Below are 14,479 nucleotides of genomic sequence, written 5' to 3' on the forward strand. Positions count from 1 at the left end.
GCGCCGCGCGGGGGCCCCGTTTGGCTGCGGGTGACAGAAAACCGTGTTGGTGAGCCGCCGGGCCCCCGGGGGCCCGCCCCCCCCGGCGGGGGGGGGGGGGGGGGCCCTCCCCCCCCCCCCCCGGCCGCCGGGCCGTTCAGGGGCTCCCGGGAAGGGGTCGTACAGGAAGGGGTCCTCGGCGCAGGAGGGGGACCTCAGCGCAGGAAGGGGTCCACCGCGACCGCCACGAACAGCAGCGAGACGTAGGTGATGGACCAGTGGAACAGCCGCATCTCCTTGAGCTTGCCGCCCGTGGTCTCCGCCTTCGCGCGGTTCTGGAGGGAGTGCGCCTCCCACAGCCACCAGCCGCCGGCCGCGAGCGCGACCGCGGTGTAGAACCAGCCGGTGTAGCCGAGCGGGGTCAGCAGCAGCGAGACGGCGACCATCACCCAGCTGTAGATGACGATCTGCTTGGCGACCACCTTGTTGGAGGCGATGACCGGCAGCATCGGCACGCCCACGCGCGCGTAGTCCTCGCGCACCTTCATGGACAGCGGCCAGTAGTGCGGCGGGGTCCAGAAGAACATGACGAGGAAGAGGACGACCGGCGCCCACGAGAGGGAGTCGGTGACGGCGGACCAGCCGATGAGGACCGGCATGCAGCCGGCGATGCCGCCCCAGACGATGTTCTGCGAGGTACGGCGCTTGAGGACCATCGTGTAGACGACGACGTAGAAGAGGAGCGCGCCGAGGGCCAGCCAGGCGGACAGCCAGTTGACGGTCAGGCCGAACAGGAGGGTCGACACGACCGCGAGGGTGATGCCGAAGGCGAGGCACTCGCGGGGGCTGACCATGCCGGTGACCAGTGGACGCTGCGAGGTGCGGTCCATCAGGGCGTCGATGTCGCGGTCGATGTACATGTTCAGCGCGTTGGCGCCGCCCGCGGAGAGATAGCCGCCCAGGCAGGTGAGCAGCACCAGACCGAGGTCCGGCACCCCCTGCTGGGCCAAGAACATCACCGGAACGGTGGTGATCAGCAGCAGCTCGATGATCCGCGGCTTGGTCAGCGCCACGAACGCCATGACGCGGGCCCCCACCGGCCGCCGGCTCGGGCTCGTCCCGATAACCCCTGCTGGACGGGATTCAACGGCCGTCACGCACACCCCTGACAGAGACATCCCAGCGAGCCTCCCCGTGTGAAGTACGGGTAGAGGCTCGCGCGTACCACGCCACTGTAGACGTTGCCCATACCCCGGGCTTCGCGGGGGTGGGGTCGTGTTGGGGGCCCCGCCCAGCAGCCGTTCCGGCTCTCGTACACAGGTGCGCTCACCGATCGCGCGGAGGCTCTTTTGAGCAGTCAGATGAGCGGCCCCGTATTCATGTGCAGAAGGCGGCTCCGGCCGGTCGGGAGGCGGATCCCCGGATGGCCCGGCAGTCTGGAACGACTCGAAAAAACGCACGTCCTCACGGGGGTAGGCTCGACAACGGCCGGTGGTTATCCAGTCACCGGCAGCCGGTGGGCGCCCGCCCGAAGCAACCGGTATTCGACATGTGGAGAGGAGCCCTGACCCAGGGTGAGCACCAAGCCGACCACCACAGACCTCGAGTGGACCGAGTTGGACCAGCGGGCCGTGGACACCGCCCGCGTCCTGGCCGCCGACGCCGTACAGAAGGTCGGCAACGGCCATCCCGGTACGGCGATGAGCCTGGCGCCTGCCGCGTACACCCTCTTCCAGAAGGTGATGCGGCACGACCCCGCCGATGCCGACTGGGTCGGCCGCGACCGCTTCGTGCTGTCCGCGGGCCACTCGTCCCTGACGCTCTACACCCAGCTGTACCTGGCCGGCTTCGGCCTGGAGCTGGACGACCTGAAGGCCTTCAGGACGTGGGGCTCGAAGACCCCCGGTCACCCGGAGTACGGGCACACCACGGGCGTCGAGACCACCACCGGTCCGCTGGGCCAGGGCGTCGCCAACGCGGTGGGCATGGCCATGGCCGCCCGCTACGAGCGCGGTCTGTTCGACCCGGAGGCGCCGCAGGGCGAGTCCCCCTTCGACCACTTCGTCTACTGCATCGCCGGTGACGGCTGCCTCCAGGAGGGCATCTCCGCCGAGGCGTCCTCGCTGGCCGGTCACCAGAAGCTCGGCAACCTCGTGCTGCTGTGGGACGACAACCACATCTCGATCGAGGGCGACACCGAGACGGCCGTCTCCGAGGACACCGTCAAGCGCTACGAGGCGTACGGCTGGCACGTGCAGCGGGTCGCCCCGAAGCCGGACGGCGACCTCGACCCGCACGCCCTCCACGACGCGATCGAGGCGGCGAAGCAGGTCACGGACCGGCCCTCCTTCATCGCGATGCGCTCGATCATCGCCTGGCCCGCCCCGAACGCGCAGAACACCGAGGCCGCGCACGGCTCGGCGCTCGGCGACGACGAGGTCGCGGCCACCAAGCGCGTCCTGGGCTTCGACCCGGAGCAGTCCTTCGAGGTCTCCGACGAGGTCATCACCCACACCCGGCAGGCCCTGGAGCGCGGCGCCCAGGCGAAGGCGGAGTGGGAGAAGTCCTACCAGCTGTGGCGGGACAACAACCCGGAGCGCGCGGCCGAGTACGACCGCGTCGCGGCGGCCGAGCTGCCGGCCGGCTGGGAGAAGCAGATCCCGGTCTTCGAGCCGGGCAAGGGCGTCGCCACCCGTGCCGCGTCCGGCAAGGTGCTCCAGGCGCTCGGCGCGGTCGTCCCGGAGCTGTGGGGCGGCTCGGCCGACCTGGCCGGCTCGAACAACACGACGATCGACAAGACGTCGTCGTTCCTCCCGGCGGACAACCCGCTGCCGGAGGCGAGCCCGTACGGCCGCACGGTGCACTTCGGCATCCGCGAGCACTCGATGGCCGCGGAGATGAACGGCATCGCCCTGCACGGCAACACCCGCATCTACGGCGGCACGTTCCTCGTGTTCTCCGACTACATGCGCAACGCGGTCCGGCTGTCGGCCCTGATGCACCTGCCGGTGACGTACGTGTGGACGCACGACTCCGTCGGTCTGGGCGAGGACGGTCCGACGCACCAGCCGGTCGAGCACCTGGCGTCGCTGCGCGCGATCCCCGGCCTGAACGTCGTCCGCCCCGCGGACGCCAACGAGACCGCGATCGCCTGGCGCGAGATCCTCAAGCGCTACACCAAGGTCTTCGGCAAGGGCGCCCCGCACGGTCTGGTCCTCACCCGCCAGGGCGTGCCGACGTACGAGCCGAACGAGGACGCGGCCAAGGGCGGCTACGTCCTGGTGGAGGCCTCCACCGGGACGCCCGAGCTGATCCTGATCGCGACCGGCTCCGAGGTGCACGTGGCCGTCGAGGCGCGCGAGCTGCTGGAGGCCGACGGCGTGCCGACGCGGGTGGTGTCCATGCCGTCCGTGGAGTGGTTCGAGGAGCAGGAGCAGGGGTACCGGGACAGCGTGCTGCCCCCTTCCGTGAAGGCCCGGGTCGCCGTCGAGGCGGGTATCGGCCTCACCTGGCACCAGTACGTCGGAGACGCCGGCCGCATCGTTTCCCTGGAGCACTTCGGTGCTTCGGCCGACGGCAAGGTCCTCTTCCGCGAGTTCGGCTTCACTGCCGAGAACGTGGCCGACAAGGCCCGGGAATCCCTCGCGGCCGCCCAGCGCTGACGCCCGTACACGACCCGTAGGAGATGTAATTCCATGACAGACGCACTCAAGCGCCTCTCCGAGGAGGGCGTCGCGATCTGGCTGGACGACCTGTCGCGCAAGCGGATCACGTCCGGCAACCTCGCCGAGCTGATCGACCAGCAGCACGTCGTGGGCGTCACCACCAACCCGTCGATCTTCCAGAAGGCGATCTCGCAGGGCGACGGTTACGACCAGCAGCTCTCCGACCTCGCCGCCCGCAAGGTCACCGTCGAAGAGGCCATCCGCATGATCACGACGGCGGACGTCCGTGACGCCGCCGACATCCTGCGCCCGGTCTTCGACGCCACCGGCGGCCAGGACGGCCGGGTGTCGATCGAGGTCGACCCGCGCCTCGCCCACCACACCGAGGCGACGGTCGCCGAGGCCAAGCAGCTGGCCTGGCTGGTCGACCGCCCCAACACGCTGATCAAGATCCCGGCCACGATGGGCGGCCTGCCGGCCATCACCGAGGTCGTCGGCCTGGGCATCAGCGTCAACGTCACGCTGATCTTCTCCCTGGAGCGCTACCGCCAGGTCATGGACGCGTACCTGGCCGGCCTGGAGAAGGCCAGGGAGCGCGGCCTGGACCTGTCGCTGATCCACTCGGTGGCGTCCTTCTTCGTGTCCCGCGTGGACACCGAGATCGACAAGCGGCTCGACGCGCTCGGCACCGACGAGGCCAAGGCCGCCCGCGGCAAGGCCGGCGTCGCCAACGCCCGGCTCGCCTACCAGGCGTACGAGGAGGTCTTCGCGGGCGAGCGCTGGAGCGCCCTGGAGAAGGCGGGCGCGAACAAGCAGCGCGCCCTGTGGGCGTCCACCGGTGTGAAGGACCCGGCGTACCGCGACACGATGTACGTCGTCGACCTGGTCGCGCCGAACACGGTGAACACCATGCCCGAGGCGACCCTGTTCGCCACCGAGGACCACGGTGAGGTCACCGGCGACACCGTGACCGGCACCTACGAGCAGGCCCGTGCCGACCTCGACGCGGTCGAGAAGCTCGGGATCTCGTACGACGACGTGGTGCAGCTCCTGGAAGACGAGGGCGTCGAGAAGTTCGAGGCGTCCTGGAACGACCTGCTCAAGTCGACCGAGGCGGAGCTCCAGCGCCTCGCCCCTTCGGAGGGCTGAGAATTTGTCGAGCAGCAATCCGCTGCGTGACCCCGCAGACCGACGGCTCCCGCGTATCGCGGGGCCGTCGGGTCTGGTCATCTTCGGTGTCACGGGCGATTTGTCACGGAAGAAGCTGATGCCCGCGGTGTACGACCTCGCCAACCGGGGTCTGCTGCCGCCGGGCTTCTCGCTGGTCGGGTTCGCCCGCCGCGAATGGGCCCACGAGGACTTCGCCCAGGAGGTCCACGACGCGGTGAAGGAGCACGCCCGCACCCCCTTCCGCGAGGAGGTCTGGCAGCAGCTCATCCAGGGCATGCGCTTCGTGCAGGGCACCTTCGACGACGACGACGCCTTCGAGCGGCTGCGCTCGACGATCGACGAACTCGACAAGGCGCAGGGCACGGGCGGCAACTTCGCCTTCTACCTGTCGGTGCCCCCGGGGGCCTTCCCCGTGGTCATCCAGCAGCTGAAGAAGCACCAGCTGGCCGACCAGTCGAAGGGTTCCTGGCGGCGCGCGGTCATCGAGAAGCCGTTCGGCCACGACCTGAGGTCGGCCGAGGAACTCAACGCGATCGTCCACGAGGTCTTCGCCCCGGACCAGGTCTTCCGCATCGACCACTACCTGGGCAAGGAGACCGTCCAGAACATCCTGGCGCTGCGCTTCGCCAACACGATGTTCGAGCCGATCTGGAACCGGTCCTTCGTGGACCACGTGCAGATCACGATGGCCGAGGACATCGGCATCGGCGGCCGGGCCGGCTACTACGACGGCATCGGCGCCGCCCGGGACGTCATCCAGAACCACCTCCTGCAGCTGATGGCGCTGACCGCGATGGAGGAGCCCGCCTCCTTCGACGCGGACGCGCTCGCCGCGGAGAAGACCAAGGTCCTCGGTGCCGTCCGGCTGCCGAAGGACCTGGGCCGCGACACGGTGCGCGGTCAGTACGCGGCCGGCTGGCAGGGCGGCGAGAAGGCGGTCGGTTACCTCCAGGAGGAGGGCATCGACCCCAAGTCGAAGACCGACACCTACGCGGCCGTCAAGCTGGAGGTGGACAACCGCCGCTGGGCGGGCGTCCCCTTCTACCTGCGCACCGGCAAGCGCCTGGGCCGCCGCGTCACCGAGATCGCGGTCGTCTTCCAGCGCGCCCCGCACTCGCCCTTCGACCACACGGCGACGGAGGAGCTGGGCAAGAACGCGATCGTCATCCGCGTCCAGCCCGACGAGGGCGTCACCGTCCGCTTCGGCTCCAAGGTCCCCGGCACCTCCATGGAGATCCGGGACGTGTCGATGGACTTCGCCTACGGCGAGTCCTTCACGGAGTCCAGCCCGGAGGCGTACGAGCGCCTCATCCTGGACGTGCTGCTCGGCGACTCGAACCTCTTCCCGCGCACCGAGGAGGTCGAGCTGTCCTGGAAGATCCTCGACCCGATCGAGCAGTACTGGGACGCGCACGGCACGCCGGCCCAGTACCAGTCCGGTACCTGGGGACCCGTCGAGGCGGACGAGATGCTCGAACGAGACGGACGGAGCTGGCGCCGGCCATGAAGATAGACCTCACGGACACCACGGCCAGCAAGATCAACAAGGCGCTGGTGCAGGGCCGTCGGGCCATCGGCACGCCGGCCGTGGGCATGGTGCTCACGCTGGTCATCGTCACGGACGAGGAGAACGCGTACGACGCGCTCAAGGCCGCGGGCGACGCCTCCCGCGAGCACCCCTCGCGCACGCTCGTGGTGATCAAGCGCGTCTCCCGCTCCCCGCGCGACCGCACCCAGTCCCGCCTGGACGCCGAGGTGCGGGTGGGCGCGGACGCGGGCACCGGCGAGACGGTCATCCTGCGCCTGTACGGCGAGGTGGCCGACCACGCGCAGTCGGTCGTGCTGCCGCTGCTGCTGCCGGACGCGCCCGTCGTCGCCTGGTGGCCGGTGAACGCGCCGCTCGACCCGGCCGCCGACCCGCTCGGCGCGCTGGCCCAGCGCCGCGTCACCGACACCTACGCCGCCGAGCAGCCGGTGCGGGACCTGACGGCCCGTTCCGAGACCTACGCCCCCGGCGACACCGACCTGTCGTGGACCCGCATCACGCCCTGGCGTTCGATGCTGGCCGCGGCTCTCGACCAGGTCACCTGCGAGGTCGAGTCGGTCGAGGTGGAGGGCGAGGAGTTCAACCCGAGCTGCGAGCTGCTGGCGATGTGGCTCGGCGACCGGCTGGGCGTGCCCGTCCAGCGCTCGCTGTCCGGCGGGCCGGGCCTCACGGCCGTACGGCTGTCGACGTCCTGCGGCCCGATCGTGCTGGACCGGGCCGACGGCTCGCTGGCCACCTTGTCCATCGACGGGCAGCCCGACCGTGCGGTGGCGCTCAAGCGCCGGGACACGGCGGAGCTGATCGCCGAGGAGCTGCGGCGCCTCGACCCGGACGACACCTACGCGTCGGCGCTGCGGTTCGGGGTGGAGCGGTTGCACACCTCGGCCGGCGGGGGTGACCGGCGTACCGGGGGTTCCGTCGCGGCGGAACCGACGGCCGACGCTCCGGAAGCCGTCGCCAAAGGAGAAGCAGAAGGAGGAGCCGAAGGGGGAGCCGCCAAAGGAGAACCGGTCGCGGTCCCCGCTCCCGTCGAAGCGGCTGCGGAAGCACCCGCGGAGGAAGCGACGGCACCGGCCCCGGTGAAGAAGGCGGCCGCGAAGTGAGCACACCCCAGCTCGTCGTGCATCACGACAAGGATCTGATGGCCCAGGCCGCCGCGGCCCGGCTCATCACGAAGATCGTGGACGCGCAGGCGTCCCGGGGCCACGCGTCCGTGGTCCTCACCGGCGGCCGCAACGGCAACGGCCTGCTGGCCGCGCTGGCGGCGGCCCCCGCCCGCGACGCCGTGGACTGGGGCCGGCTCGACCTGTGGTGGGGCGACGAGCGGTTCCTGCCCGAGGGCCACCCGGACCGCAATGTCACGCAGGCCCGCGAGGCCCTGCTGGACTCGGTGCCCCTGGAACCGAAACGCGTGCACGCCATGCCCGCGTCGGACGGCCCGCACGGCACCGACGTGGAGGAGGCCGCGGCCGGCTACGCGGAGGAGCTGGCCCGCGCGGCCGGTCCGGAGAACCACGGCCGCGTGCCCACCTTCGACGTCCTGATGCTGGGCGTCGGCCCGGACACCCACGTGGCCTCGCTCTTCCCCGAGCTGCCGGCCGTGCGGGAGACCGAGCGCACGGTGGTCGGCGTGCGCGGCGCGCCCAAGCCGCCGCCGACCCGCACCACCCTCACCCTTCCGGCGATCCGGTCGGCGCGTGAGGTGTGGCTGCTGGCGGCCGGCGAGGACAAGGCGCAGGCGGCGGCCATCGCCCTGTCGGGCGCGGGCGAGATCCAGGCCCCGGCGGCCGGTGCGCGGGGCCGTGCCCGCACCCTGTGGCTGCTGGACGCGGCGGCGGCGTCGGGACTGCCGCGCTCGCTGTATCCGCCGGCTTCGCCCTGAGACGAGCGGGGGCGGCGGGCTTCCCTGCGAAGCCCGCCGCCCCCGCTCGTCGTCGGCGTCACTCCACCGAGCGGCGGGCCGTCAGCGGCCGCGCAGTTCCCGGTACGTCGCGACGAGGGCCTTCGTGGAGGGGTCGAGGCCGGGGACGTCGGTGCCTTGGGTGAGGGCGGGTTCGACGCGTCGGGCGAGGACCTTGCCGAGTTCGACGCCCCACTGGTCGAAGGAGTCGATGTCCCAGACCGCGCCCTGGACGAACACCTTGTGCTCGTACAGCGCGATGAGCTGGCCGAGCACCGACGGGGTCAGCTCGGCGGCCAGGATGGTGGTGGTGGGGTGGTCGCCCGGGAACGTCTTGTGGGCCACCAGGTGCTCGGGCACCCCCTCGGCACGCACCTCGTCCGGGGTCTTGCCGAACGCCAGCGCCTGCGTCTGCGCGAAGAAGTTCGCCATCAGCAGATCGTGCTGGGCGGCGAGTTCCGCGCTCAGCTCGCCGGCCGGGCGGGCGAAGCCGATGAAGTCCGCCGGGATCAGCTTCGTGCCCTGGTGGATCAACTGGTAGTAGGCGTGCTGCCCGTTGGTGCCCGGCGTGCCCCACACCACCGGACCGGTCTGCCACCCGACCGGCCGGCCGTCACGGGTGACGGACTTGCCGTTGGACTCCATGTCGAGCTGCTGCAGATAGGCGGTGAACTTCGACAGGTAGTGGCTGTAGGGCAGCACCGCGTGCGCCTGCGCATCGTGGAAGTTGCCGTACCAGATGCCCAGCAGGCCCAGCAGCAGCGGCGCGTTGGCCTCGGCCGGCGCGGTACGGAAGTGCTCGTCGACCAGGCGGAAGCCGTCCAGCAGCTCGCGGAAGCGGTCCGCACCGATGGCGATCATCAACGACAGGCCGATCGCCGAGTCGAAGGAGTACCGGCCGCCCACCCAGTCCCAGAACGCGAACATGTTCGCCGGGTCGATACCGAAGGCGGTCACCTTCTCCGCGTTCGTCGACAGCGCGACGAAGTGCCGGGCGACCGCCTCCTCCTCGCCACCCAGGCCCTCCAGGAGCCAGGTGCGGGCCGAGGTGGCGTTGCTGATCGTCTCGATCGTGGTGAACGTCTTCGACGCCACGACGAACAGCGTCTCGGCCGGGTCCAGATCCCGCACCGCCTCGTGCAGGTCCGCCCCGTCTACATTGGAGACGAACCGCACCGTCAGCGAACGGTCGGTGAACACCCGCAACGCCTCGTACGCCATCGCCGGCCCCAGATCGGAACCGCCGATACCGATGTTCACGACGTTGCGGATCCGCCGCCCGGTGTGACCGGTCCACTCACCCGAGCGCACCCGCCCGGCGAAACCGGCCATCTTCTCCAGCACGGCGTGCACCGCCGGCACCACGTCCTCGCCGTCCACCTCGACCACCGCGTCCCGCGGAGCACGCAACGCGGTGTGCAGCACCGCCCGGTCCTCGGTGACGTTGATCCGCTCACCGCCGAACATCGCATCCCGCAGACCGAACACACCGGTCGCCGCGGCCAGCTCCCGCAACAACGCCAGCGTCTCGTCGGTGACCAGATGCTTGGAATAATCGATGTGCAGGTCACCGACCCGCAGGGTGTACCGCTCGGCGCGCCCGGGATCGGCGGCGAACAGCTCGCGCAGCCGCGCCTCGCCGAGTTCCTCGCGGTGCTTGGCCAGAGCGGTCCACTCGGGCGTCTGATCGAGCCTCGTACGGCCGTCTGCGTTCATGTCGGACCCAGCCCTCTTCTCTCACCTGTCCGTGCCGCGCATCTTGTCCCGCTGCGGTCCCAACCTAATTGATCAGCGCGTCACGTGAGCTGTCGTGGGACCGTCTCGCGGTGCGACAAGAGGTACGTGCGCGCGGCCCGCAGGTGTCAGCGCGGCGGCCGACGGGATGAAAAGGAAAGTGAGAGCGGCAGAGCAGCAGGGCAGCACGAGCTGCCCACCCGGCGGTCGGCCACCGGTGCGCGGAACAGCTGCGGCCAAGTGCCGTGGGCACCTGGCCGGTCCGCAACTCCTAGATCTCGCCCCGCAGTTTGGCAAGCGCCTCGGCGAGGATCGCCTCGCCGTCCGCGTCGCTGCGCCGCTCGCGCACATAGGCGAGGTGCGTCTTGTAGGGCTCGGTGCGCGGCGGGGCCGGGGGGTTGTCCCGGTCCTGCCCGGCAGGGAAGCCGCAGCGCGGGCAGTCCCAGGTCTCGGGAACCTGCGCGTCGCTGGCGAAGCTGGGCACCGTCTCGTGTCCGTTGGAGCACCAGAAGGAGATGCGCAGACGCGGCGCGGACTCGCCGCGCTCGGCCTCGCCCATCGGCCCCGCCCCGACCCGGCTTCCTCGGATCGCGTTGCCACTTGCCACGGTCGTAACTCCCTGCGTGATGGTGCCGCGAAGCGAGTCGGCGTTTCGCTTCGCTGCGAGCGCCTCAGTCTACGTAAGGCCCAACGCGCGTCCAGTGATTGGAGCTACAACCCCCCACACGTAGACGCAAGCCCCATGATAGGCCGCGCTCAGCTGCGCGTACCGGACATGGGGCCTTACGTACGGAATGTGTGCCTGCGAGAGGCTGATCAGCTGTTCGTCTTCATCAGGATGCCGAGGACGATGATGCTCGCGAACCAGAGCAGACCGATCACCACGGTGATGCGGTCGAGGTTGCGCTCGGCGACCGAGGAGCCGCCGACGGAGGACTGCATGCCGCCGCCGAACATGTCGGAGAGGCCGCCGCCCTTCCCCTTGTGCATCAGCACCAGCAGCATCAGCAGCAGGCTGAAGACGATCAGGGCGATCGAGAACCCCAAAACCACGGCTGGACCAACTTCCTCGGATTCGGATGACGACGGGGGCACAGCTACCGCGCTGTGCCCCCGCAAGGGTACGACGGATCGCCGCTACCGCATACTCACAGCCCGGTCACTGGTCGCGGAAGCGCACGATCTTGACGAACTCCTCGTGGTCCAGCGAGGCGCCGCCGACCAGTGCGCCGTCGATGTCGGCCTGCGCCATGATCTCGGCGACGTTGCCCGACTTCACCGAGCCGCCGTACTGGATGCGGATCTTGTCGGCCACGTCCTGGGAGTACAGCTCGGCGAGCTTGCCGCGGACGGCCGCGCAGACCTCCTGGGCGTCCTCGGCGCCGCAGACCTTGCCGGTGCCGATGGCCCACACCGGCTCGTAGGCGATCACGACGGTCTCGGCCTGCTCGGCCGGGACGCCCCGCAGACCGCCCTCGACCTGGGCGAGGGTGTGCGACACGTGGTTGCCCGCCTCGCGGACGTCCAGTTCCTCGCCGACGCACAGGATCGGGGTGAGACCGTGCTTGTAGGCGGCCTTGACCTTGGCGTTCACCCGCTCGTCGGTCTCGCCGTGGTACTGCCGGCGCTCGGAGTGGCCGACCGCGACGTAGGTGCACCGCAGCTTGGCGAGCATCGGGCCGGAGATCTCGCCGGTGTAGGCGCCGCCGTCGTGGGCGGAGATGTCCTGGGCGCCGTATTTGATCTTCAGCTTGTCGTGCTCGACCAGCGTCTGCACGGAGCGCAGGTCGGTGAAGGGCGGCAGGACGGCGACCTCGACGGCCTCGTAGTCCTTGTCCGCCAGGGCGAAGGCGAGCTTCTGGGTGTGGGCGATGGCCTCGAGGTGGTTGAGGTTCATCTTCCAGTTGCCCGCCATCAGCGGCGTACGGGTGCTCATGCGGGGTCAGTCCTCCAGTGCGGCGAGGCCGGGGAGCGTCTTGCCCTCGAGGTATTCGAGGGAGGCGCCGCCACCGGTCGAGATGTGGCCGAATGCGTCCTCGTCGAAGCCCAGCAGACGGACGGCCGCGGCGGAGTCGCCACCGCCGACGACCGTGAAGGCCGGGGAGTCGAGGAGGGCCTGGGCGACCGCCTTGGTGCCCTCGGCGTAATCGGGGTGCTCGAAGACGCCCATCGGTCCGTTCCAGAAGACGGTGGCGGCGTCGGCGAGCTTCGAGGCGTACAGCTTGCGGGTCTCCGGACCGATGTCCAGGCCGAGCTGACCTGCGGGGATGGCGTCCGCGGCGACGGTGTTCGGGTGCGACGGCGCCTTGGTCTTCAGGTCCGGGAAGGTGGTGGCGGTCACCACGTCGACGGGGAGGACCAGCTCCACGCCGCTCTTCTGCGCCCGCTCGATGTACTCCTGGACGACCGGGATCTGGTCCTCCTGGAGCAGCGAGGCACCGACCTCGTAGCCCTTCGCCTTGAGGAAGGTGAACACCATGCCGCCGCCGATGAGGAGGCGGTCCGCCTTGCCGAGCAGCTGGTCGATGACGGCGAGCTTGTCGGAGACCTTGGATCCGCCGAGGGCGACGACGTAGGGCCGCTGGACGTCCTCGGTGAGCTTCTTCAGGACGCCGACCTCGGTGGCGATGAGGTAGCCGGCGGCGTGCGGCAGCCGGGCCGGGAGGTCGAAGACCGACGCGTGCTTGCGGTGGACGGCGCCGAAGCCGTCGCCCACGTACACGTCGGCGAGTTCGGCCAGCTGGTCGGCGAAGGCGCCGCGCTCGGCGTCGTCCTTGGCCGTCTCGCCCGCGTTGAAGCGCAGGTTCTCGATGACGGCGACCTTGCCGTCGGTCAGGCCGGCGACGGTCGAGCGGGCGGAGTCGCCGACCGTGTCGGTCGCGAACGCCACGTCGGTGCCGAGGAGTTCACCGAGGCGCGTGGCGGCCGGGGCGAGTGAGAAGGCCGGGTCCGGGGCGCCCTTGGGGCGGCCCAGGTGCGAGGCGACGACCACCTTGGCGCCCGCGTCCGCGAGGGCCTTGACGGTCGGGAGCACGGCGCGGATACGGCCGTCGTCGGTGATGGTGGCGCCGTCCAGCGGCACGTTGAGGTCGGCGCGGACGAAGACCCGCTTGCCGGCCACGCCTTCGGAGAGGAGTTCGTCGATCGTCTTCATGTAAGGGGCTCCCGGGAGGGCTCGTGTTCTCCGTGATCGTAGAGAGGGCGGTCTGCACGTGAGTCAGGGCCCGGCGACGCGTCCCCGCGCCGTCCGGGCCCTGCCCTCACATCGAGGTGCCTGATCCGTCGATCAGAGCTGGTTGCCGACGAAGACCGTCAGGTCGACGAGGCGGTTGGAGTAACCCCACTCGTTGTCGTACCAGCCGAGGATCTTCACCGTGTTGCCCTCCTGGACCATGGTCAGGGAGGAGTCGAAGGTGCAGGAGGACGGGTCGCTGACGATGTCCGAGGAGACGATCGGGTCCTCGGTGTAGGTCAGGAAGCCCTTGAGGTCGCCGTCCTCGGCGGCCTTCTTGAACGCGGCGTTGACCTCGTCCTTGGTGACCTCGCGCTGGAGCGTCACGACCAGGTCGGTGGCCGAGCCGGTCGGGACCGGGACGCGCATGGCGATGCCGTCGAGCTTGCCCTTGAGCTGCGGCAGGACCAGGGCGGTGGCCTTGGCGGCGCCCGTCGTGGTCGGGATGATGTTCTCGGCGGCGGCGCGGGCGCGGCGCAGGTCCTTGTGCGGGAAGTCCAGGATGCGCTGGTCGTTGGTGTACGCGTGGACCGTCGTCATCAGACCCTTGACGATGCCGAAGTTCTCGTCGAGGACCTTGGCCATCGGCGCCACACAGTTGGTGGTGCAGGAGGCGTTGGAGATGACGTGGTGGTTCGCCGGGTCGTACTTGTCCTGGTTGACGCCCATCACGATGGTGATGTCCTCGTCCTTGGCCGGAGCCGAGATGAGGACCTTCTTGGCGCCGCCGGTGATGTGCTTCTCGGCGTCGGCCTTCTTCGTGAAGATGCCCGTCGACTCGATGACGATGTCGACGCCGAGGTCGCCCCACGGGATGTCGGCGGGGTCGCGCTCGGACAGGACCTTGATGGTGTGGCCGTCGACGGTGATCGTGTCGGCGGTGTGCGACACCTCGGCCTTCAGGCGGCCCAGGATGGTGTCGTACTTGAGCAGGTGAGCGGTTGTCGCGGTGTCACCCAGGTCGTTGACAGCCACGATCTCGATGTCAGCACCCTGCTCCAGCAGCGCGCGGAAGTAGTTACGACCGATGCGGCCAAAGCCGTTGATGCCTACGCGGATCGTCACGAACCGATCTCCTCGTTGGTACGCCGGCCACGAGGTGCCGGCGAGCTGTATTTGGGATGTCCCCGACCACCCCCGACCCTACCTCTCCGAGGCGGCCGGGGTGACATCGACTTCGCCCATACCCGGCAGGGCGGTCCGTACCCACCAGTAGGGGTACGGACCGCCCCGCCCCGAAAGGCCGGTCACCC

At 70.0% G+C, this 14,479-nt stretch carries 12 protein-coding genes; 5 read left to right on the forward strand and 7 right to left on the reverse strand.

The genetic code is table 11. The features are described 5' to 3' along the window. Nucleotides 1-194: 194 nt before the first annotated feature. The gene (locus tag ACH4N1_RS33700; RefSeq protein ID WP_398104184.1) at nucleotides 195-1,142 is read right to left on the reverse strand and encodes a heme o synthase; all 948 of its coding nucleotides are present in this window, start codon (nucleotides 1,140-1,142) and stop codon (nucleotides 195-197) included. A 411-nt stretch (nucleotides 1,143-1,553) separates the two neighbouring features. Between ACH4N1_RS33700 and tkt the strand changes: the two genes are divergently transcribed. Genes tkt through pgl form a run of 5 tightly spaced genes read left to right on the forward strand, consistent with a single transcriptional unit; the run spans nucleotide 1,554 to nucleotide 8,242 of the window. Next, nucleotides 1,554-3,641, forward strand: coding sequence for a transketolase (tkt, locus tag ACH4N1_RS33705; RefSeq protein ID WP_398104123.1), 2,088 nt, complete (start codon nucleotides 1,554-1,556; stop codon nucleotides 3,639-3,641). Nucleotides 3,642-3,674: 33 nt separating this feature from the next. Next, a complete protein-coding gene (gene tal, locus ACH4N1_RS33710) occupies nucleotides 3,675-4,793 on the forward strand; it encodes a transaldolase (protein WP_398104125.1) in 1,119 nt (372 codons plus the stop codon). 4 nt (nucleotides 4,794-4,797) lie between these two features. Beyond that, nucleotides 4,798-6,321, forward strand: a complete 1,524-nt coding sequence (gene zwf, locus ACH4N1_RS33715) for a glucose-6-phosphate dehydrogenase (protein ID WP_366062354.1) — start codon at nucleotides 4,798-4,800, stop codon at nucleotides 6,319-6,321. Next, on the forward strand, nucleotides 6,318-7,463 hold the full coding sequence (gene opcA / locus ACH4N1_RS33720; RefSeq protein ID WP_398104127.1) for a glucose-6-phosphate dehydrogenase assembly protein OpcA: 1,146 nt from the start codon (nucleotides 6,318-6,320) through the stop codon (nucleotides 7,461-7,463). Before zwf ends, opcA begins: the two co-directional genes overlap by 4 nt. Next, nucleotides 7,460-8,242 (forward strand): 6-phosphogluconolactonase, encoded by a 783-nt coding sequence (gene pgl / locus ACH4N1_RS33725; RefSeq protein WP_398104129.1) that lies wholly within the window; start codon nucleotides 7,460-7,462, stop codon nucleotides 8,240-8,242. Before opcA ends, pgl begins: the two co-directional genes overlap by 4 nt. Nucleotides 8,243-8,323: 81 nt before the next feature. On the opposite strand, the gene pgi is transcribed toward pgl, so the two are convergent. The 6 genes from pgi to gap all read right to left on the reverse strand — a co-directional run bounded on the left by pgi (nucleotide 8,324) and on the right by gap (nucleotide 14,291). After that, on the reverse strand, nucleotides 8,324-9,976 hold the full coding sequence (gene pgi / locus ACH4N1_RS33730; RefSeq protein ID WP_398104131.1) for a glucose-6-phosphate isomerase: 1,653 nt from the start codon (nucleotides 9,974-9,976) through the stop codon (nucleotides 8,324-8,326). Nucleotides 9,977-10,265: 289 nt separating this feature from the next. Further along, nucleotides 10,266-10,601, reverse strand: a complete 336-nt coding sequence (locus ACH4N1_RS33735; RefSeq protein WP_082412914.1) for an RNA polymerase-binding protein RbpA — start codon at nucleotides 10,599-10,601, stop codon at nucleotides 10,266-10,268. A gap of 209 nt (nucleotides 10,602-10,810) precedes the next feature. Next, the gene (gene secG / locus ACH4N1_RS33740) at nucleotides 10,811-11,041 is read right to left on the reverse strand and encodes a preprotein translocase subunit SecG (RefSeq protein WP_356569274.1); all 231 of its coding nucleotides are present in this window, start codon (nucleotides 11,039-11,041) and stop codon (nucleotides 10,811-10,813) included. A gap of 112 nt (nucleotides 11,042-11,153) precedes the next feature. Beyond that, on the reverse strand, nucleotides 11,154-11,930 hold the full coding sequence (tpiA, locus tag ACH4N1_RS33745) for a triose-phosphate isomerase (RefSeq protein ID WP_398104134.1): 777 nt from the start codon (nucleotides 11,928-11,930) through the stop codon (nucleotides 11,154-11,156). A gap of 6 nt (nucleotides 11,931-11,936) precedes the next feature. Further along, on the reverse strand, nucleotides 11,937-13,148 hold the full coding sequence (locus ACH4N1_RS33750; protein WP_398104136.1) for a phosphoglycerate kinase: 1,212 nt from the start codon (nucleotides 13,146-13,148) through the stop codon (nucleotides 11,937-11,939). 132 nt (nucleotides 13,149-13,280) lie between these two features. Further along, on the reverse strand, nucleotides 13,281-14,291 hold the full coding sequence (gene gap, locus ACH4N1_RS33755) for a type I glyceraldehyde-3-phosphate dehydrogenase (RefSeq protein ID WP_366062536.1): 1,011 nt from the start codon (nucleotides 14,289-14,291) through the stop codon (nucleotides 13,281-13,283). Between the last annotated feature and the right edge of the window lie 188 nt (nucleotides 14,292-14,479).

Origin of the sequence: Streptomyces sp. NPDC017202, from assembly GCF_044331705.1 — a bacterium.
Taxonomy (GTDB): Bacteria; Actinomycetota; Actinomycetes; order Streptomycetales; family Streptomycetaceae; genus Streptomyces.